Origin of the sequence: Mesorhizobium sp. M0808 (assembly GCF_040320025.1) — a bacterium.
Taxonomy (GTDB): Bacteria; Pseudomonadota; Alphaproteobacteria; order Rhizobiales; family Rhizobiaceae; genus Mesorhizobium.
Map to the genome: position 1 here is coordinate 334,995 of NZ_JAMYOX010000001.1, position 17,954 is coordinate 352,948.

General features: G+C 62.3%; 28 protein-coding genes. 9 read left to right on the top strand and 19 right to left on the bottom strand.

Annotation, left to right across the window (positions count from 1 at the left end):
* Positions 1-47: 47 nt before the first annotated feature.
* The 5 genes from NKI25_RS01590 to NKI25_RS01610 form a co-directional block, all read right to left on the bottom strand.
* Positions 48-1,121 carry an ABC transporter ATP-binding protein gene (locus tag NKI25_RS01590; protein WP_352997877.1) on the bottom strand — a complete coding sequence of 358 codons (1,074 nt, stop codon included), beginning with the start codon at positions 1,119-1,121 and terminating at the stop codon, positions 48-50.
* Position 1,122: 1 nt separating this feature from the next.
* The gene (locus tag NKI25_RS01595) at positions 1,123-2,214 is read right to left on the bottom strand and encodes an ABC transporter ATP-binding protein (RefSeq protein WP_352458308.1); all 1,092 of its coding nucleotides are present in this window, start codon (positions 2,212-2,214) and stop codon (positions 1,123-1,125) included.
* Entirely contained in the window at positions 2,211-3,170 is a 960-nt protein-coding gene (locus NKI25_RS01600; RefSeq protein WP_352458309.1) for a carbohydrate ABC transporter permease, read from the bottom strand. Before NKI25_RS01600 ends, NKI25_RS01595 begins: the two co-directional genes overlap by 4 nt.
* Positions 3,167-4,027 (bottom strand): carbohydrate ABC transporter permease, encoded by an 861-nt coding sequence (locus tag NKI25_RS01605; RefSeq protein ID WP_254820511.1) that lies wholly within the window; start codon positions 4,025-4,027, stop codon positions 3,167-3,169. The genes NKI25_RS01600 and NKI25_RS01605 overlap by 4 nt, the downstream gene beginning before the upstream one ends.
* Positions 4,028-4,105: 78 nt before the next feature.
* Positions 4,106-5,719 carry an extracellular solute-binding protein gene (locus tag NKI25_RS01610; protein WP_352458310.1) on the bottom strand — a complete coding sequence of 538 codons (1,614 nt, stop codon included), beginning with the start codon at positions 5,717-5,719 and terminating at the stop codon, positions 4,106-4,108.
* Positions 5,720-6,091: 372 nt separating this feature from the next.
* Here NKI25_RS01610 and NKI25_RS01615 point away from each other — a divergent pair, with 372 nt between their 5' ends.
* Together NKI25_RS01615 and NKI25_RS01620 are read left to right on the top strand one after the other, a co-directional pair.
* On the top strand, positions 6,092-7,123 hold the full coding sequence (locus NKI25_RS01615; RefSeq protein WP_352571254.1) for a LacI family DNA-binding transcriptional regulator: 1,032 nt from the start codon (positions 6,092-6,094) through the stop codon (positions 7,121-7,123).
* Between the two features lie 172 nt (positions 7,124-7,295).
* Positions 7,296-7,514 (top strand): SIP domain-containing protein, encoded by a 219-nt coding sequence (locus NKI25_RS01620; protein WP_352458312.1) that lies wholly within the window; start codon positions 7,296-7,298, stop codon positions 7,512-7,514.
* Here the strand turns inward: NKI25_RS01620 and NKI25_RS01625 are convergent.
* The 3 genes from NKI25_RS01625 to NKI25_RS01635 all read right to left on the bottom strand — a co-directional run bounded on the left by NKI25_RS01625 (position 7,511) and on the right by NKI25_RS01635 (position 9,616).
* Positions 7,511-7,933 (bottom strand): aconitase X swivel domain-containing protein, encoded by a 423-nt coding sequence (locus tag NKI25_RS01625; RefSeq protein ID WP_023675772.1) that lies wholly within the window; start codon positions 7,931-7,933, stop codon positions 7,511-7,513. The genes NKI25_RS01620 and NKI25_RS01625 overlap by 4 nt on opposite strands.
* Positions 7,930-9,180: an aconitase X gene (locus tag NKI25_RS01630; RefSeq protein WP_352594169.1), complete on the bottom strand. Its 1,251-nt coding sequence runs from the start codon at positions 9,178-9,180 to the stop codon at positions 7,930-7,932. Before NKI25_RS01630 ends, NKI25_RS01625 begins: the two co-directional genes overlap by 4 nt.
* Before the next feature lie 184 nt (positions 9,181-9,364).
* Positions 9,365-9,616 (bottom strand): hypothetical protein, encoded by a 252-nt coding sequence (locus NKI25_RS01635; protein ID WP_023675770.1) that lies wholly within the window; start codon positions 9,614-9,616, stop codon positions 9,365-9,367.
* A gap of 183 nt (positions 9,617-9,799) precedes the next feature.
* Between NKI25_RS01635 and NKI25_RS01640 the strand changes: the two genes are divergently transcribed.
* Positions 9,800-10,222: a hypothetical protein gene (locus NKI25_RS01640; protein ID WP_051406104.1), complete on the top strand. Its 423-nt coding sequence runs from the start codon at positions 9,800-9,802 to the stop codon at positions 10,220-10,222.
* A 289-nt stretch (positions 10,223-10,511) separates the two neighbouring features.
* Here the strand turns inward: NKI25_RS01640 and NKI25_RS01645 are convergent, their stop codons facing one another.
* From NKI25_RS01645 to NKI25_RS01660, 4 genes are all read right to left on the bottom strand, one after another.
* Positions 10,512-10,745 (bottom strand): DUF2934 domain-containing protein, encoded by a 234-nt coding sequence (locus tag NKI25_RS01645; RefSeq protein WP_352594170.1) that lies wholly within the window; start codon positions 10,743-10,745, stop codon positions 10,512-10,514.
* 86 nt (positions 10,746-10,831) lie between these two features.
* The gene (locus NKI25_RS01650; protein ID WP_352594171.1) at positions 10,832-11,044 is read right to left on the bottom strand and encodes a hypothetical protein; all 213 of its coding nucleotides are present in this window, start codon (positions 11,042-11,044) and stop codon (positions 10,832-10,834) included.
* Positions 11,045-11,168: 124 nt separating this feature from the next.
* Complete coding sequence (locus NKI25_RS01655; RefSeq protein ID WP_023675766.1) at positions 11,169-11,474, bottom strand: DUF1236 domain-containing protein; 306 nt, start codon at positions 11,472-11,474, stop codon at positions 11,169-11,171.
* Positions 11,475-11,816: 342 nt separating this feature from the next.
* Complete coding sequence (locus tag NKI25_RS01660) at positions 11,817-12,113, bottom strand: hypothetical protein (protein ID WP_023675765.1); 297 nt, start codon at positions 12,111-12,113, stop codon at positions 11,817-11,819.
* 167 nt (positions 12,114-12,280) lie between these two features.
* Here NKI25_RS01660 and NKI25_RS01665 point away from each other — a divergent pair, with 167 nt between their 5' ends.
* Entirely contained in the window at positions 12,281-12,556 is a 276-nt protein-coding gene (locus NKI25_RS01665) for a hypothetical protein (RefSeq protein ID WP_352594173.1), read from the top strand.
* Positions 12,557-12,607: 51 nt separating this feature from the next.
* On the opposite strand, the gene NKI25_RS01670 is transcribed toward NKI25_RS01665, so the two are convergent.
* The 6 genes from NKI25_RS01670 to NKI25_RS01695 all read right to left on the bottom strand — a co-directional run bounded on the left by NKI25_RS01670 (position 12,608) and on the right by NKI25_RS01695 (position 14,872).
* Positions 12,608-12,907, bottom strand: coding sequence for a hypothetical protein (locus tag NKI25_RS01670; RefSeq protein WP_023675763.1), 300 nt, complete (start codon positions 12,905-12,907; stop codon positions 12,608-12,610).
* Between the two features lie 167 nt (positions 12,908-13,074).
* Positions 13,075-13,398 (bottom strand): hypothetical protein, encoded by a 324-nt coding sequence (locus NKI25_RS01675; RefSeq protein WP_352594208.1) that lies wholly within the window; start codon positions 13,396-13,398, stop codon positions 13,075-13,077.
* On the bottom strand, positions 13,398-13,601 hold the full coding sequence (locus NKI25_RS01680; protein WP_352541123.1) for a hypothetical protein: 204 nt from the start codon (positions 13,599-13,601) through the stop codon (positions 13,398-13,400). The genes NKI25_RS01675 and NKI25_RS01680 overlap by 1 nt, the downstream gene beginning before the upstream one ends.
* A complete protein-coding gene (locus tag NKI25_RS01685; protein ID WP_352594174.1) occupies positions 13,586-13,855 on the bottom strand; it encodes a hypothetical protein in 270 nt (89 codons plus the stop codon). Before NKI25_RS01685 ends, NKI25_RS01680 begins: the two co-directional genes overlap by 16 nt.
* The gene (locus NKI25_RS01690; RefSeq protein WP_352594175.1) at positions 13,855-14,067 is read right to left on the bottom strand and encodes a hypothetical protein; all 213 of its coding nucleotides are present in this window, start codon (positions 14,065-14,067) and stop codon (positions 13,855-13,857) included. The genes NKI25_RS01685 and NKI25_RS01690 overlap by 1 nt, the downstream gene beginning before the upstream one ends.
* A 1-nt stretch (position 14,068) precedes the next feature.
* A complete protein-coding gene (locus NKI25_RS01695) occupies positions 14,069-14,872 on the bottom strand; it encodes an N-acetylmuramidase family protein (RefSeq protein WP_352594176.1) in 804 nt (267 codons plus the stop codon).
* Between the two features lie 158 nt (positions 14,873-15,030).
* Between NKI25_RS01695 and NKI25_RS01700 the strand changes: the two genes are divergently transcribed.
* From NKI25_RS01700 to NKI25_RS01720, 5 genes are all read left to right on the top strand, one after another.
* Positions 15,031-15,216, top strand: coding sequence for a hypothetical protein (locus tag NKI25_RS01700; protein WP_352458142.1), 186 nt, complete (start codon positions 15,031-15,033; stop codon positions 15,214-15,216).
* A gap of 502 nt (positions 15,217-15,718) precedes the next feature.
* Positions 15,719-15,886 (top strand): hypothetical protein, encoded by a 168-nt coding sequence (locus NKI25_RS01705; protein WP_023675755.1) that lies wholly within the window; start codon positions 15,719-15,721, stop codon positions 15,884-15,886.
* Positions 15,887-16,038: 152 nt separating this feature from the next.
* Positions 16,039-16,212, top strand: coding sequence for a hypothetical protein (locus tag NKI25_RS01710; protein ID WP_352594177.1), 174 nt, complete (start codon positions 16,039-16,041; stop codon positions 16,210-16,212).
* Between the two features lie 234 nt (positions 16,213-16,446).
* The gene (locus NKI25_RS01715; RefSeq protein ID WP_352579388.1) at positions 16,447-16,668 is read left to right on the top strand and encodes a hypothetical protein; all 222 of its coding nucleotides are present in this window, start codon (positions 16,447-16,449) and stop codon (positions 16,666-16,668) included.
* A 1-nt stretch (position 16,669) separates the two neighbouring features.
* Complete coding sequence (locus NKI25_RS01720) at positions 16,670-17,221, top strand: acyltransferase (protein WP_352579389.1); 552 nt, start codon at positions 16,670-16,672, stop codon at positions 17,219-17,221.
* Here the strand turns inward: NKI25_RS01720 and NKI25_RS01725 are convergent.
* A complete protein-coding gene (locus tag NKI25_RS01725; RefSeq protein WP_352594178.1) occupies positions 17,210-17,923 on the bottom strand; it encodes a class I SAM-dependent methyltransferase in 714 nt (237 codons plus the stop codon). The genes NKI25_RS01720 and NKI25_RS01725 overlap by 12 nt on opposite strands.
* Positions 17,924-17,954 lie beyond the last annotated feature (31 nt).

Here is a 17,954-nt window from a genome sequence, read left to right on the forward strand (position 1 = left end):
TTGGCTTGCCATATGTTCCTCCCGAAGCTCGTTCCTTGCAGCCGCCGTCATCGTGCCAAGGCTCCCCCGCTCTGTCCGAAATAATGCACCCTGCCCGGCTCGCAGGATATCACTACCATCGCGTCCGGCCTGATGTCCGGCTGGCCGCGTAACAGCGCCCGCAGACGCGTCTTTCCGGCGGCGAGCGTCACAACGGTGTAGCCGCCGAGCGGCTCGACCTCGAACACTCGCGCCGGGCGGCCCGCGCCCCCCTCCGGCATTCCACCCGACCAAGACCTGACCTTGATGTCTTCCGGCCTGAGCCCGATCTCGACGGCATCGGCCGGCGCAGCCTTGTCCGCGACGCGGATCGTGCCTTCCGCCGCCTCCACGCCTTCCGCGCCGTGCACCGACTTCAATATATTCATCATCGGCGACCCGAGCAGCCGCGCCACATAGGTGCTGGCCGGCCGGTCATAGATCTCGGCCGGCGCGCCGATCTGCCTGATCTTGCCGTTCTCCAGAATGGCCATTCGGTCGGCGACCGACATCGCTTCTTCCTGGTCGTGCGTGACATAGATCAGCGTCTTGCCGAGCTCGCGCTGGATGCGCTTGAGCTCGACCCGCGTCTCCTCGCGCAGCCGGGCGTCGAGCGCCGAAATCGGGTCGTCCATCAGATAGGCGGCGGGATCCCGCACCAGCGCGCGGGCAATCGCCACGCGCTGCCGCTCACCTCCGGAAAGCTGTGCCGGCGGCTTGTGCAGGATATGGCCGATATGCAGCTTGGCCGCGACATCGGCGATGCGCTTTTCGATCTCGGCTTCGGCGACCCGGCGTTCGACCAGCGGAAAGCGGATGTTGTCGCGCGCGCTCATATGCGGAAACAGCGCCAAATTCTGGAACACCATGGCGACGTTGCGCTCGGCCGGCGACACCGTGTTGACCGGCTTTCCGCCGATCAGGATCTCGCCCGCGTCCGGGGTTTCCAGCCCGAGCACCAGGCGCAGTATCGTCGACTTGCCCGACAGCGGCGGCCCGAAGAAGCAGAAGAACTCGTTGTCGTTCACCGCGAACGACGCATCGTCGACGGCCAGCGTGCCGCCATAGCGTTTTGTCACATTACGGAAAACGATGTCGGCCATCTCAACCTGCTCTCAATGCAAGACCGGAGGCGGCGTCGAAGACGCGCACCGCCTCCGCCGCAGGCGCGACGACGGCTGTCTGCCCGATCGCCAGCCCGACATCATTGTCGAACACCGCCTTCACCGCAGTCTCGCCGTCGCCAAGGTGGATGATGGTGCGCGCACCGATCCGCTCGACGAAACTCACCGGCATGGACAGGCCACGGCCACCTTCAGCCAGCGTCACCTGCTCCGGTCGAAAGCCATAAAACACCTCGCCGCGCATCCTGCGTACGGCATCTGCGATCTCGACCGGCAGCGGCGGTGTCACGCCGAGCGGGCCGAGATCGATGACCAGACCTCGGTCGCTTTCCGCCGGCCTGCCCTTGAGCAGGTTCATGCCCGGCGCGCCGATGAAGCGGGCGACGAAGACATTGGCCGGGTTGTTGTAGACCTCGAGCGGCGTGCCGACCTGCTGCAGCACGCCGTGGTCCATCACCGCGATGCGGTCGGCCATGGTCATTGCTTCGAGCTGATCGTGGGTGACGTAGACCATGGTCTGCCGGAACTGCCGCTGCAACTGCTTCAGTTCGGTCCGCATCACTGCCCGGAAGGCGGCGTCGACATTGGAAAGCGGCTCGTCGAGCAGGAAGATCGCCGGCTCCATGATCGCCGAACGGCCGATCGCCACCCGCTGCAATATGTTGACCGACAGTCTGTCCGCCTTGCGGTCGAGCAGCGGCGTCAGTTGCAGCATCTCGGCAATGGCGTCGACACGGCGGCCGATCTCGGCCTTTGGTGCGCCGCGCATTTTCGGCCCGTAGGCGAGGTTCTGCCGCACGCTCATATGAGTGAAGATCGCATAGTTCTGGAAGACGAAGCCGACGCCGCGCCGCCCCATCGGCACGCCGGCCATGTCGCGCTCGCCAAACAGGATCTTGCCGCTGGTCGGCCCTTCCATGCCGGCGATCATGTTCATCGTCGTCGACTTGCCGCAGCCGGACGGCCCGAGCAGCGCCATGAACTCGCCGTCAGCAATGGCCAGGTCCATCGTCTTCAGCGCGGTGAAGTCGCCGAATTTCTTGACCAGGTTCTGCAGGTGGATGGTGCTCATGCCGCCACCTCGCGTACCCGGGCCATGCGTTTCATGGCAAACACCGCAGCGATGGACAGCACGATCAATATGGCCAGCGCGATTGCCGCCACATAGCCCCAGATCAGGTCCTGGGTGGTGAGCTTGTAGATGTAGACTGAGATGGTTTCGGTAGCGACGCCGGGACCGCCGCCGGTCATGATGTAAAGCGTGTCGAATATCTTGAAGTTCTCGATCACCCTGATCGCCAGCGCGATGATGATGATCGTCTTCATCTTCGGCAGCACGATGGTGACGAAGCGCTGCCACGGGTTGGCGCCGAGCAGCGTCGCCGCCTTGATCTGGTCGTCGGGCACGCCGACCAGGCCGGCAAGCAGGATCAGGAACATCAGCGGCGTCCACTGCCAGATGTCGGCGACCATGACGGCGATGAGCGCCAGCGTCGGGTCCGACAGCCAGGCGATGGTGACGGGAAAGCCTGAGATCGCCGACAGGATGTCGTTGACCGGGCCGCCTGACTGAAACAGCATGAAGAACATGTAGCCGGCTACCGCCGGCACCACCATCATCGGCATCAAGAGGATCGAGTAGAAGATCCGCTTGCCGGGGAACTCGTCGGCAAACAGTGTCGCGAGCGCCAAGCCGAGCAGGAACTCCGCCGGCACGCAGACGATCATGACGATGGCCGTGCGCTTCAGCGCACTCCAGAAGCGCGCATCGGCGGCAAGGTCGGTGTAGTTGGCGAAACTGTTCCACATCGACCAGGCGTTCCACCAGCCGGTGCCCGACAGCGGCGACCAGTCGGTCAGGCTGATGTAGAGCTGCATCAGGAGCGGGAAGACGGCGATGAACAGCACCAGGATCTGCGCCGGCAGCGTCAGCCGGAAGCCGAGCTTTGCGCCCTCGTCCGGCAGCACCGACGCCGCTTTGGAGGCTTGCATGTCGCCCTCCGAAATCGTCGCAGTCACCGCGCTCATTGCTTGAGCGCCCCGAAGGTCAGTCCGCGCACCAGATGGCGCTGGATGGCGATGCCCATGATGACAGGCGGCACTGCCGCTATCAGGCCGAGGGCTGCCTTGGCGCCGTAGAGCTGTCCGGTCATCGATGAGGACAGCGAGGCCATGTAGACGGGGACCGTCACCCATTCGCGCGTCGTCAGAAGCAATGCAATCAGATAGTCCGACCAGTTGAGGATGAAGACGAACAGCGCAGCACTGGCCAGCGGCGCGCGCATCATCGGCAGCGTGATGCGGGTGAAGACGCGCCACCGCGAGCAGCCCTCGACCAGCGCCGCTTCCTCGATCTCGCGCGGCATGTCGTCGAAGAAGGTCTTCATCAGCCAGAAGGCGAAAGGCAGCGTGACGATGCCGTAGATCAACGACAGCCCCCACCAGCTGTCGGTGAAATTGAGGAAGGCCCACATGATCATCACCGGGGTCATGACCGCCATTGGCGGAAACAGGCGAAGCTGAATCAGCGCCAGCGGCAGGTTCTGGCCCGAGCCGAAGCGCGACAGACCGTAGGCCGCCGCGGTGCCCGCCGACATGGCGATTGCCGTGCCGAATGTGGCCGACAGCAGCGATGACAGGATCGGCTTCAAAGCTGTGCGGTCGAGCGCGACGATCAGATTGTTGGTCGATTCACCGAAGACGAAGCGGAAATTGCTGAGTGTCGGGTTCTTCGGCCACCAGGTCAGGTCGGCGCCGGTCGCCGACCATTCGGCGATCGGCTTGAACGCCATCGACACCATCCACAGGATCGGCACCAGCGTCACCGCCATCGCCGCAAGGATCGCGGCATAGCGGAATATCTCGAAAGGAACTGAACGCTTCATCTTGCGGCTTTGCTGGGTCCTTCGTTGCCGAGGGGAAGAGCGACCGCTCCTCCCCTTCTTGGTAAGATCCTGCGACGATCAGGCGATCGGATCGAGGACGGTCGGCCAGGCCTCCTTGTTGGTCTTGATGGCTTCGAGAAGCTTCTCCTCGCCGGTGCGGCGGGCAATCTTCTTCCACTCGGCCTCGGTGTCGGCCATCGCCTGCTCGGCTGTCTTGGCCTTGGTCAGCGCGGCGACGAGGTTCTCGTCCAGCGCGTTGTGGAAGGCGGTGGCGCCGGGATAGTTGATGGTGGGCACGGTGCGGGCGACCGTCTCTCGCACCACGTCCATGTGGTAGGCGTGATAGGTCTGGCGAACCAGCGGATCCGAGAAATCCGATAGCCGGAACGGATCGAAGTAGCCGCCCGGATTGGCAGTCATCCAGGCGTAGATGCGGCTTGAGCCCAGCCACTGCAGGAACAGGTAGCAGGCCTCCGGATTCTTGGCTTGCGAGGACACCGACGCCGACAGATTGAGCCACAGCACCGACCGGCTGACCAGCTTGCCGTCGATTTCGCGGCCGGGCGGCAGCATCGAGCCGATCTTGCCGGTGACAGCTGAATCCTTGTTGCCGGCATTGTCGAGGAATTTCGGCAGATTGGAGAAGGCGCAGGTCATGGCCGCACCGCCCTTGGCGAAATTGCCGTACTGCTCCGGCCAGCCCCAGGAGATCGCGTCCGGCGAATGGTGCGAAAGCGAAGCGATGTACTCGCTGGTCGCCGCGATACCTTGCTCAGAATTGATCAGCGGCTTGCCGGTATCGTCGAACAAGAACTGATTGGGCGAAGCCATTGAGACATAACGCTGATACCAGTTGGTGTAGCCCCAGCCCTGGTTGCGCAGATCGGTCGAGCCGAACAGGCCCTTGTCCGGGCGCTGGAAGAAGGCCGCGATCTCGTCATGCTGCTTCCAGGTCTTCGGCGCCGCCAGTTCATAGCCGTATTTGTCGGAGAAGGCCTTCTTCTCGTTTGCGTCGCCGAACAGATCGGTACGGTAGACCCATGTCTGGAAGTCGCCATCCAGCGACACGCCGTAGGTCGAGCCGCGATACTGGTTGAGCAGCGAGACGCCCTTGGCGCCGTCGACATAGCCGCGCTCGGGATCGTCCCATTCCGGCTTGTATTGCGCGACGAAGTCGTCGAGCTTGAGGATGCCGCCGGTTTCGGCGAGGTCGCCAAGGCGGTTCCATTCGACCGCGTAGATGTCATATGCCCCACCCTTGGTGGAGATGTCCTGCATCGTCTTGGTGAATTCCTGGCCGTTTGGCACACCGACGATTTCCAACGGAATGCCGGTTTCCTTCTCCCAGAGATCCTTGATCGACGGCGCGCCGGCCGGAAACGGCTGGGTCAACTGGCCGATCGAGCCGTCGGACAGGCCAAGTACGATCTTGGCCGGCGCCTTGCCGGCGCCCTTCATCGCCTTGGCCGCCTCGATGGCGCGGCCCTCGGGCGTGTCGGCGCCATACTGGTAGCGCTCCGAGCCGTCGAAGCCCGTCGGGCCACCGATCATGCCGGGCGCCAGGGCATCGGCCGCATAGGCACGGCTTGGGCGAATGAATTTCGGTGCAATACCTGCGGCGGCAACAAGGACTGCCGCCTTTCCACCGGACGCCAGCAAACGGCGCCGCGACACGCGGATCAAATTCGACATTGGAACTCCTCCCTCAGGGCCTTGTTCCTCCACGGCCCTTATGATGGATATTGACGGCACTATACGAAGGCTGTCAACATCATAAATAATCAATACACCTCATAACATCTCATGGGAGGGGAAGAATGGCGTTTGTAAAGGCTCTCATACTGAAGCCGGTGCTTGAATTTGAGGGAGCCCGGCTGCCCACCTCCCCGCTTTGGTCTGCTTGGGCATTTTGGTGTAGCGCGGCGGCTTGCGCATCGGCCAAGGCCGGTTACATCATTTCCCATCAGAATCGCGGACGGCGATGAAGCCGCTCTCCGACGGTGGACCCATGAAATGCGTGATCTCGATGCGCCCCTGGCGCGTTTTGGAATGAGGTGATCGACAGTGCGGTCCACCCTGACAGACATAGCCCGGGAGGCCGGCGTTTCGGCCGCCACGGTCGACCGTGTGCTCAACAACCGCGCCGGGGTTCGGGCGCGCACCCGCGAGGTCGTGCTCGAAACGGCACAGCGGCTTGGCTATATCGCTGAAAATTCGAACAATCCGAACCAGCGCAACGCGGTTACTGGCGAGGTCATACGGCTGGATTTCGCCCTGCCCGCCGGCACCAATTCCTTCATCAAGATGCTGCACCGCCAGATCGAGGCGCAGGCGCAGGCGCGGCCGGACCTCGACGTCCGCGTCGCTACCATCGAAGGCTTCAATCCGGACCGGCTTGCGCGTCTGCTGCAGGAACTGCACGGGCAGACGCAAGGCGTCGGTGTGATCGCGCTCGACCATCCGACGGTCCGCGAGGCGATCCGCTCGCTTTCGGCCAGCGGCGTCAGGGTCGTCACCATCGCTTCCGACATCCTGCATGTGCCGCGGGTTGCCTATATCGGCATCGACAACCGCGCCGCCGGCCGGCTCGCCGGCTACCTTCTCAACCGCTTCATGGGTGCCGGGCGTCCGGGCAAGGTCGCGCTGTTCGCCGGTTCGCTCTCCTACCGCGGCCACGAGGAGCGCGAGATGGGCTTCCGCCACATACTGGCGGAAGAATCGCCCAATCTGCAGATCGTCGAGATGCGCGAGATGCTCGACGACCGGGAGAAGGCCTATTCGGAGGCCTCCGCCCTGCTGGACCGGCACCCGGACCTGGCCGCCATCTACAATGTCGGCGCCGGCAACACCGGCATCGCCCGCGCGCTAAGGGAACGCGGGCGTGCACTGTCAACGGTCTTTCTCGGCCATGAGGTAACGGAGGGCACCAAGGAGCTCTTGCTCGACGGCACGCTCGACGCGGTCATCGACCAGAACCCGCGCGTCGAAGCCCGCGAAGCGCTCAACACCTTGACCCATGCGGTCAGGGGCTTGCCTTACGAACTGCACCAGCCACGGCTGCAAGTGATCTTCAGGGAAAGCATCCCGGAGATCTGAAAGAAGGGCCGAAGCCGATCATAGATGCGCCGCCCAATACGAACAGCGCCTTCGTCTCCGCCGCCGGCGACGACCGTCTCGGCGGCCAGTGCCTTGAACCCGCAAGACGGCGCAAGGACAGACACGCCATCGGCAGCATAACCGTCATGCTGCCCGATCGAAACCAGCGCATGTGCCCGCGCCCGCTATCACTGCCGACCATGCCATTTCGCTCCTGTGGGTAAGGTTGCTCGCATGGCCGACCGGTTCGGCATTCGGCTGGTTCGCGGCCGAAGCGGCAGCCGCCACGACGGTGCGCGAACACTGGCGCGGCACGCTGGCGCTCGGCCGCAACGAAACACTGGCGGCAGCCTACTGGCGGCGGGGCGCGGCGGGACTGATGGCCGGCTAGAGCTTGCTCACCATCGCTTGCGCATCTTCGCCCAGACCGATTGCGATCCGGTCGCCGGAGACAATGCCTGACATGTCGCAGACAACCAGCGGCATGCTGATTTCGTAGAGGAATTCGGCAACGATGGCGCCGACGGCAAGGATCGGGTCCGGCCGCTCCAGGATAATGCCGGCCGGCGCCGTGCCTCTGCGGATCGCTTCGGCTAGAACCGAAGACGAGGACGACGACCCTCGCCCGCTCGGCATCACCAGGATCTTGCCGGCGATATTGCCGCCCAGGTCCGGATGCGAATGGTCGATGATGTCGCCCGTTTCGACGTCGATCCCGCCCCAGAAGCTGAGCGCCTGCGAAAGCACCAGCGCTGGGCCTTGTGCCGAGCCGGAAAGGTGGAATGTACCGGTTCTGGCCGGCGTCTTCATGGCGCGCCTCGCACGACGCGGCCGGCCGCAGCCGAGCGGACGCAGTCTTCCATGTCACCGAAGGCCACCGAGACACCGATATTGCCAGGTGCGTAATGCGCCCATTTGCCCGAATTGGTCATCACCACGCCATCGAGACGCTCGAGGATCGACGTGACATAGATGCAGGTGTCGGTGACCGGAACGAGGCCGAAGGCTTCCATGCCGGCCAGTGCGCCTTCGTCCTGCAGCCGCGTCAGCGTCGCGCGCCCTGTGTTGACATAGATTGGGACACCCTTGCCTGGACCGACTTCGCGCAGCAGCGGCAACAGGCGCATCCACTCTTCATGGGAGAAATGCGGCGTGCCTAACGACACGGCTGCAAGCTGCACGCCGTCGGGGACGCTCGACAGCCTGGCCAGCGCATGGTGGATGTCAGCGCGAGAGATCCGGATTTTTTCCTCCGGCGCCAGGCCGTGCAACGCCTCATCCGGCGTCTTCGCCTCCGGCGTGATGCCGACGGCATGAAACAGCGCCACGGCACCCGTCGTTGCCGCCGCCGCCCCCAGCGCCTTCAATTGGTCCTCGTCGCGCGGCTGCGGCAGGCCCGATATGACAGGGATGCGGTCGCGAGCCCTTTGCCCGATGATCAGCCCGACGCCGACAAACAGAGCGTCGCTTGGCTCGAAAGCAGCGTCAGTCAGCTCGAACAGGACCTGGCCTCGTCGATTTTCACTCAGATGCAGCCCCCATGCCGGCGCGCGCCCGGTCATTGCGCAGCACAAATCGATAAAATCGCCATAGCGGTTGGTCCGCGCCCCGATCACCGAATTGGCAAAGACGATGGCGTTGGACTCACCCCAGGCGATCTGCTCGCCGAACCTTGGCCGGAACCGGGTCTGATAGGGTGCGCAGGTGAAGGTCGCCTGGCAGCCGAGTTCCAGATGCGCCTTCATCAGGCGTCGCGCCGGCGTTTCTTGCGACACCGGCATCTTCACCAATCCGGGATGGATGAGGTCGAACGAACCGACGTTCAGCGTCGTCGGCACCCGAACGCGGCCGCCGCCCTCGATCAGCATTTCGACGAAATCGAGGCTGGCCTGGCCGTGATAAAGGCAGCCGTCGATATGGGCACCGGCAATGTCCAGCAATTTGCGCGCGCCGACCGCCTTCGCGAAAGCGACCAGGATCTTCATGGCGGCAGCCGCTGCCGAGCCTTGCTCGCCATGCAGCATCGACTGGTCGCCGGCCGTCAATTCCAGCGTCATCGGCAAATTCCCGAGCCCACACTATGCCGATCGAGCACTCCCTGATTGCGGAGCGTCTGGCAAGACAGAGCTTTGGATCTCTTCTACTTCGCGGCGATCAGCGGACCAGACGTTCACAGCTCATCGCGAAGCAAGAGAGTCGCGAAGCACGGTCGCAGAGCGGGCGATCGCCGCGGAAACGACGCTATTCCTTCTGGGGCACCCCGTCGACTGCCCCGTCGCCATCTGCAGAATGCGGCAGGATGCCGAAGTCGCGCGACTTGGTCCCATGCGCCGCCGTCAGGAAACCATCGGCTGTGAGGCCTCGCCTCAAAAGTTCCCGTACCGCGGCCGACCGGCTCGGCATGCGCTTGTCGAAGCGCCAGTTCTCCAACGCCGCCAGTTCATCGGCGGTCAGCATGATCTGCAATCGTTCCGGGCGTTCCAGTTCGGACATCTCGGCCTCCAGTCATACCAGGCTAAAACTAGCTGAGTTAGCATGTTCCTAATTCTTCGTAGAGTTAGGTATGTTGGCAGAGTACGTCAAGATCTCCAGATGCGTGATCCGTGCAGAAATCCAATGAAGCGGATCAAGCATCAACCGCACAATCGACAAAATACACTAACTATTTGAGACTAAATGATTTTTCAAGATTTTCGCTTGTCAATCGCCGACTCTGGGCGCATGGTGAAAGCGAGGGATAAACCGCTCCTGAAGGGAAGGTTTTCCATGCGCTACGGATTTTCGGTTCGCCTGCACGAAGACGTCAGTTCCCGAGTTCGGGCTACATTGCGGTCCGGGATTGCCATCAATCTGACTGCTGTCGCCGAAGCCGCGCGACTGCAGAACCTCGCCGAGAATGTTGCGCGCGAAGACATCGAATGGCTCGTCATGCAAGCAGCCCAGCTCTACGGGGCGGCTATCGAGTTCGACGGCTTCGCGGAAACCGATCTGGCGGAGTTTGCGTGCCCTCAGCTGATGCAAAGAAGCCCCGCCGTGGGCTGGGACGCCTTGGAAGACGGAGCGTCCGCTTCGCCGGATCCTGGCCGTCAAACACACTGAGGCGCGTGCTCGTGTGAGCCCCGCCCTGCTGCCGCCACGTGCAAGGCGGTAAGTAGCCCGCCATTGGGATGGCGGGCTTGGCGCCGACGAATCTCGCGCCTGAATATGAGCTCTGCACTGGCAGGCACGAGGAATGGCTGTTGCCATTGCCTGGGCAGGGCAGTTCCGCCGTGACCGGACCGATCCGGACAAGGCGGGCGGCCGGGCCTATACCATGAACGTAGCCTATAATGGATCTGAATTCTGCCGTTTGGACGCGTTCAATCCAAGTCTGCCTAAATCCGCTCGTTCACGCTTTGCGTGGTCGCGCCTTGGGTTTGCTTCCGTCCTTGGTGACGGGCGCCGGCTTAGGCTGGCGTGCTTTCGGCTTCGGCCGGCTGGCGGTCTTCTCTTTCGCGGCGATTTCCGTGTCGATTTCTGTGGTAGCCTGATCCCAATGCTGCTGATGCGCCCCATCGGGCCTGCCTGCCTGTTCCCAGATCGCGTGTGCCCGCTGGCGAATCCGTTCCTGCCTGTCCGTCACTGATACCTCCGTCGGCTCGGTTCATGCGTAAGCAACGCTGTTCTAGCTGAAATTTCGACCCGCGTCTTGAGGCGCAGGCAACACCGTCATTGAGCCTCTCTGTCACACAGGACAGCGACGCCAAGGAGCGCCGCCTTCTTGATGATCAGCCCTTCAAGGTCGGCGTCCGAGCGCTCGGTTCCGGTGCGTTCGCGCAACAGTGCTATCGCCGCCTTCATCGACAGCAGGCCATCGCCTCGTTCAGCAAGCAGTTTGTCGACGGCGGCGGCCACGTTGACCGGCTCGACATGCGGCAGCATGGGAATGGCTCCTTTCCTTGTTTCGAGACGACAGCGGCTCCATCCCGATCGCGCGGGATGGAGCTCTGATTTGGTTATTAGACCGTGACCTTTCCAAACCCGGTTCGCGGTTTGGCAACGCCGATCACTCGATGACCTGCACTATCTTGCGGGTGCCTGGGTCGACGAGCACGGTGCGATTGCCGACGACGACGTATCTGTACCGCACGTCTGGAACATCGATCGGTTGCAGCTCGACCGTATCGGGCAACGTGGAACCGATATTGAGCTCCACCCCCAGAAGACTGATCGACGCAAGCGGGTGCTTGTGGACGTATTCGCGGATGACCGTCTGCTGTTCGGGCGTGACAATCACCTGGTCCGCGGTGGCCACGCCGACGCCGGCAAGCAACGCCAATCCCGCCGCAGCAGGAACAAGGTGGATTTTCATCGTCTACTCCTGTTGTTACGGGCCTCGCCCTTACAATTGCGACGCGGCATTCCGGTCGAAGCGGCGAACCCTCTAGGCAAACGCCCACGCCACCTTGTTGTTCCGTAAGTGGCGGCTAATCGAACACCGGTGAAGTGCCCGCGCGATGCGGCGAATGGACTGCGAATGAACTGCGGTGGCCCGCGTCGCAAGACGCGGGCCGATCGGTTTCCCGATCAGCAGCGATACCGGAGGGGGGTGATATCTACTGCGTCTGAAATAACATTTAGGACAAGCTAATGTTCCTAAGCGAGTGCAACAAACCTGCCGGCGCAAGCGGCGCGAAGTTGCCGCTCGTCGCTGCTACTGCTTTGGCGGCTGTGGCGGCACCTCGCCGGGCTTGATCACCGGGGTCTTGCCCTCATCCGGCGGTGGCGCCGCCATGCCCTGATCGCCCGTTGGCGGGGGCTTCAGCACCCCACCGCATGGCTCGAGCGTATCGGACAAATTGTTGCCGGCCGGCTTCTGCTGCTCGCTGTTCTTGTCGGGCAGCTCGACTTTGCAGCGGTCGGATTGCGCCTGTTCGCCCGGCTGCGCGGCCGCCGGCACCGCCAGCAGCAGCGCACCTAGCATATACGGCAAGAAAATGAGCGGTCTCATGTCGAGCTCCTTTCGCGCCAGTATCTTCTGAATGTGAAGGCGGGCAGGCGCGATTGGTTCCGTCGTGCGGCAATGCGCCCGGACCGCAGCGGCCCGGAACCGGCCGCCAGACTTATGAGTTCAACCACTGAGCCAATTCAGGGCCCCTGACATTATGGAGAACCGCGATGAAACCGCGCAGGAAAGAACGAACCGACGACGAGACGGAGAGCCCGACGATCCAGCAGCAGGACTGGGACGCCATCCGGAGCGGGAGAATCCTCCCTGACGGCGTGCCGCAAAACGGCGATATTCGCTATGACGTCGAGAAAAGCGGCGAACTGCCGGAGGAGGACGACGATAACGCTTACCAGGAAAGCGACGAGGCCTTGCCGGACGACACCGATGAACGCGTCATTTCGCGCGATCTCGAACGGGAAGGTGGTCCTTTCGACGAGGAATGAGCCACCGCCTTCCGCATTCTGCATCGGCGGCCGGATGAAAAACCCTTGCTTTCAGTCCGGGAGGTCGAAGACCGGATCCTGGCAGCGATAGACCGGACATTGACCGTCACGCGTCTTGATATAAGCGGCGCGCGGCACCTGCGGCCAGTCGCATTCATTGCCGAATTGGCGGACGTAACGGTCGTAGGTGTTCTGGCCGGTGGTGAGCACCACAGAGCGGTGCCTCTGGATCAGAAGCTGTGTCTGTTCGCACGTCATCGCGCGGCTGTCCGGCCGGGCGTGGGCCGTCGCGGCAAACAGAAGCGCCCCGGCTGTCAGGACCGCCGCTTGTGTCAGGACCTTGGCAAGCATGACACCATCTCCCATAACGCGCATCTTGCTCGGGCAGCGCCGGATCGAGCCGCCCTGTCGCGAAAGAAAGATCGTACAGAATGCGAGGGAAAATGCAAAAAGCCCGCCGCACCTTGCGGCGCGGCGGGCTCCAACCGAACGTCACTATTTCGTCGGGCTTGGGCGGCTTATTCCTCCTTCACCGGCCCGAACCGGCGCACGATCATTTCGAAGACGATGTCCGAAATCCACATGGCCGAGACGCCGATTAGGAACGCCGCGGCCAGCGTCGTGGTGTCGTCGTCCGGAGAAGGAATGGGCAGGCCGGCGACGCGGAAATAATGCACGACCGGCAGCGTCAGATAGGCCGCCGCCAGCGCGCCGCAGATCGGCGAGGCCACCATTTCGCGGACCTTGTAGCGATGACGCGACAAGGCCCGCAAAATGCCGCCGGACAGGCCGGCGACCAACACCGGCGCCTTGATGCCCAGGACGTCGAGCAATTCGTGCATCATGGCGTCCACCCGCACCATCTGGCACCCTGCCCGTTGAAGGCGTTCATCTCGTCGAGCTCGGGCCGGGTCATGGCGGCGATCACGGCCGCCGATGGCCGGCGCGGCTGGTTGTGGTCGCACCAGACCTGGCGCGGATTGCCGGCCGGTGCGGTTGTCGCGCAGCCGGCGAGCACCACGCAGAGGATCAGCGCTTTGCCCATTTCGCAGCCTCCGCTCTTGCTGCCGCATCGGCCATGCCGGCGGCCTTGCGCTCTTCGGCGGCGGCCTCGCGCCTCATTTCCAGGCGGTCTTCGGCGGCCGCGACTTTTACCTCGGCCTGTTTGACCGCCTCCTTCTTCGCCCGGTTGATGCCGCCGGCAACATAAAGGCCGATGCCGCCGGCCACGGCGGCCAATACCGTCATGACGACCTTGTTGCCGAGGATGGCGCTGAGAATGGCGAGGAGCGCGGCCATCACAAATCCTCCGCGCGGCGGCGGCGCAGGAACTCGGTCAAAACGCCGTTGATCACAAGAAACCAGGGGAACCATTCCCCCGGAATGACCGGCGAAAGCACCTGCGGGTCGATATAGGTGATGATGGTCGTGATGACGCCGAGGGCCGCCTGAAGCCGCGCCCAGAATATTGTCTCGCTGTCGCGGAAAAAGCTCTTGATCCGGGTCCACATGTCATTTCCTTCCAGACAGTTTGAGGATGGCTGATAGTTTGAGGATGGCGGCGATCAGCGCTGCCCAGAGGCCGGGCCTGGCGGCAGGCACGGGAGGTGCAGAGGACGCGGGCGCAGCGGTCGCTTGCGGAACGGCAATTGGCTTAGCGAGCTCTGGCGGGACTGCGGGGACGACCGCCGATGACACCGGACCGGCAGACGGCCAGGGCGTGTCCTTGATGCGCGACCATTTGCGATAGGCCTCGGCAAGCCTGGTATCGTAGGAGTTCTTGCGATAGCCGGCGCCGTTGTAGCCCTTGGCGAATCCCGACCAGTCATGATTGCGAAGATTGTCGTCGAGCCGTTTCTCGACGATGAAATCGATCGACGCGCCGAGCTGCAGCGCCTCGTCCGCCATCATCGCCTCGGCCATCGCCTGCACGGTAAGAAAGCCGGCGGCCTTGAAGTTCTCGCCGAGGACCTGGCCCAAGCCCCATGAGGCCGATTTGAGCGCCGCGGTTTCGTCGATCGCACAAGCTGCCCTGAGCCGTGGGTAGCTGTCCCTGGGATAGGGCTTCTCGCCCCACTTCGGATAAGCGAGGCCGGCGGCTACCGCTTGTGCCCGCTTGGCACCCGACAGGTTGCGGTAGAAGACGTGCGGTTCAAACAGGATGACCGGCCGGCCAACGGCGTCGAAGCCGTGCCCGCTGGTTTCAACATCGAGGAACGCGTGCATCTCGTCCTCGCCGACGCCGATCCGGGCACCGAGTTTCGGCAAGTCTATATCATCGAGGCGCCTGGCGGCGCCCCTGAACGTCATGTCCATGGGCAGTCCTTTCCGCCCTCGCGGGCAAGGTTTTGAGGTTGAAAAAGCAGATGCGTGGCGGCAAAGCAGAATTGCGCGGCAGCCCGTGCCGATGTTGCCGTGGCAAGGAAGGTTGATGTTTTCGACCTGCCGTGTGAAATGGGCGCGGGATGGTGCACATGTCTGATGATGAACAAACCGCTGCGGCGCGCTGGACGGTGAAGTCCGAGCTCCGCGCCGTCGCTCGCGACAAGCCGTTGCTGCTGGTGCTGGCGGCGATCCTCTGTCTCTATTGTGCGTTTATCGCCGGACCGATCGTCTATGCGGTGCTGGCCATCAACGGCATTGCGGATTTCTTCAAATGAAGCCGGTTCCGGCGATCTCGCTCCGGTCCCGGTTCCTGCGTCTACCGCGCCCGAAATTGCTCGACCTGGATGAAATTGCTTAGCCGGGATGAAACTGTTCCCGTCTATCGTTCGTACCTGTAGCGGGTACGGGAGGACACGTGACGATAAGAATCAGGCTTCCAGGCGGGACTTTGAAGATCAAGAAAAGGGACGAGCTGCGGCGCCGCGAGCAGAATCGCGAGGTGCCGGTTTGGCAGGTCGGCAATTACTTCGTCATCTGGTGGCCGAGCGGCGTGTCCGATCGCCCATCCTCGCCCCGAAAATCCTCGCCCAGGAAATAGCCCGCGCACCAGACGATGCCGACTGAGCAATGACGCCTCCGTGCGGGATCGGGAACGGCCGCGCGCGCCCAAACCTCAAGACCGCTCGACTAGTCCCAGAAATAGTCAGCGGGCAGGCATTGACTCTTCCGCAGCGGAAGGTCTCTGATGCTGCATTGCACAATGGGGTGGCGGAATCGATGGCGGTGCGTATCAGGATGCCTGGCGGCACACTGAAGGTGAAGGTGTACCGCGAATTGCGCGACCGCGAACGCGCCCGCCGCATACCCGTCGTCAAGATCGGCCGGATCTATTTCACCTGGTGGTCGAACCGCCAGCGCCTGATTGATGATCAGTCGCCAGGATGAAGCTCCTTCGGCCGGCCCTGCCCGCCGCGAAGCCTCCGCCGGCCAGCTCGCAAAATAAGTTGATGATCCTGCTGTTGACTCTTCCGTAACGGAAGGTCTCTACTTACCGCATTGCACGAAAATTGCTGCGTTGCACAACGGGAGTTGGACCGATGGCAGTGCGTATCAGGTTGCCGGGCGGCACTCTGAAGCTGAAGACCTATCGTGAGTTGCGGGCCAGGGAACGCGACCGCCGCGTGCCTGTGATGAAGATGGGCTCGCTGTATTTTGTCTGGTGGTCGAAAAGCCAGGAACCTCACCAGAAGCCGCAGGACAGCAGACGGTAGCGGCTCTGCCGCGGTGGGTCTGGGTCCGCGTCAGCGATAAACCCTAGCCGAAACCTCTCCCCCCAGGATTTCTGGTCGAGTTGCAGTGCCATGTTGGTGTGCCCTCGCGGCTCCCGATTCTTCTGACGTCTTTCGGCGATTTTCACGGCGTCTATATTGGCGGACGCGGTCGTCTCGCAAGCTTGCAAACCGCCGCCGCTTGTCGCAATAGCTAGGCCGTAAAGAGACGCATGGATGATGGAGGCTGACCTGTCTATTGCGAACAGCCGATTTCGGTTGTCGGCTCAGTTAGCCGACGAGCCACCGATCCCACGTGCAATTATTGATTCGGACCTCGAAGACGCGGCGCGGGCATTCTTCGAAGGGGTATCTGAACACCAACATTGGAAGCATTTCTTCGAGCGATCGCAGCTTTTCGCTGAGAGGGTGCGAAAGTCGCGCTTCGGCCGCAACTGATATGCCATTCGTTCCACCATTCCTCTACCGCCTAGCCGGCATCAACTCCGGCCCCGCAACGAAGCTAAGTTTGCGGAGCGTCCGCAGTTTGCGGCGAGGCAAGCATGCGATCGGCGAAGAATGCATCATCAACAGCGTCTTTTCCTTCGATCGCGCCGATGCAAAGATCACCGTTGGAAAAAGATCCTATATCGGCAAGAGCCACCTCGTGGCGGCTGAGAAGATCGAAATCGGGGATGACGTGATCATTAGTTGGGGTACCACAGTCGTCGATCACAACTCACACGCGACGGGTTGGCAAGACCGCAAGGAAGATGTCGCCGACTGGCATCAGGGAAAAAAGGACTGGTCAAAGATCACCATTGCGCCAGTGAAGATTGAAGACAGTGTTTTTATCGGCTTCAACGTCATTATTCTCAAGGGCGTAACGATCGGCAAGGGATCGGTCGTTGGTGCGGGCTCTGTCGTCACGAAAGACGTGCCGCCCTTTAGTATGGTCGGCGGTAATCCTGCAAAGCAAATCGGCGGCGCTGCTGCTAGATCAGCGACTTGAGCACAGAGCTCCGGCCATGTAGGCCATGCTGCGCATCGCCGTCTTGGGTGCAAACCTTAGAAATTCGGTCCGCAGTCTGTGTTTTACCCATCCTTTTTTTTCGCCAGCCAGGTGCTGTTCATAAGCGAGGTCGTGCGCAAAAACCTTTAGCCGTTCGACCTTTAGCCCAGACGTTTTGAGAAGGTTTTCAAACGTTTGGGTCGTGTAGAAGTTGATATGCCCATACGGCCCTGACATCCGAATGGCCTTGCTGAGATCTCGCGTATGCTCCAAAGGCACTTCAATATAGAGCTTCTCGCAGACCCGAGCCGCCTCCCTCAGAAACATCCGTTCGTGCTCGACGTGTTCGACGACGTGAATGGCAAGCCCAAGATCGAACGACTTGTCGGGATGAGGGATGTGATAGCCGTCGAATACGTCGATGCGGTCCAGTTTGGCGATTTTTCTTGCCTTGATGGCCTCGACGCCGCTCTTCGAAATCTCGACGGCGCCAAGCTTCTTACCGAGCCCCTTCCTGTTCAGCTTATCCAGCACCGCACCTTCGCCCGCCCCGATGTCAAGAATCCTGTCGAAGAATTGGCCTTGAATGACCGCTTCGATGTGCCCGACCGACTGGTTTGAAGCTATGTCCCGTTTTGCGGCTACTTTTCCATCGGCGTAATAGTCGTCATAGATGTCGATGATGCTGCCGGCATGCGCCATGGGACAATCCTCCAAGGATAGCCCCCGCCGC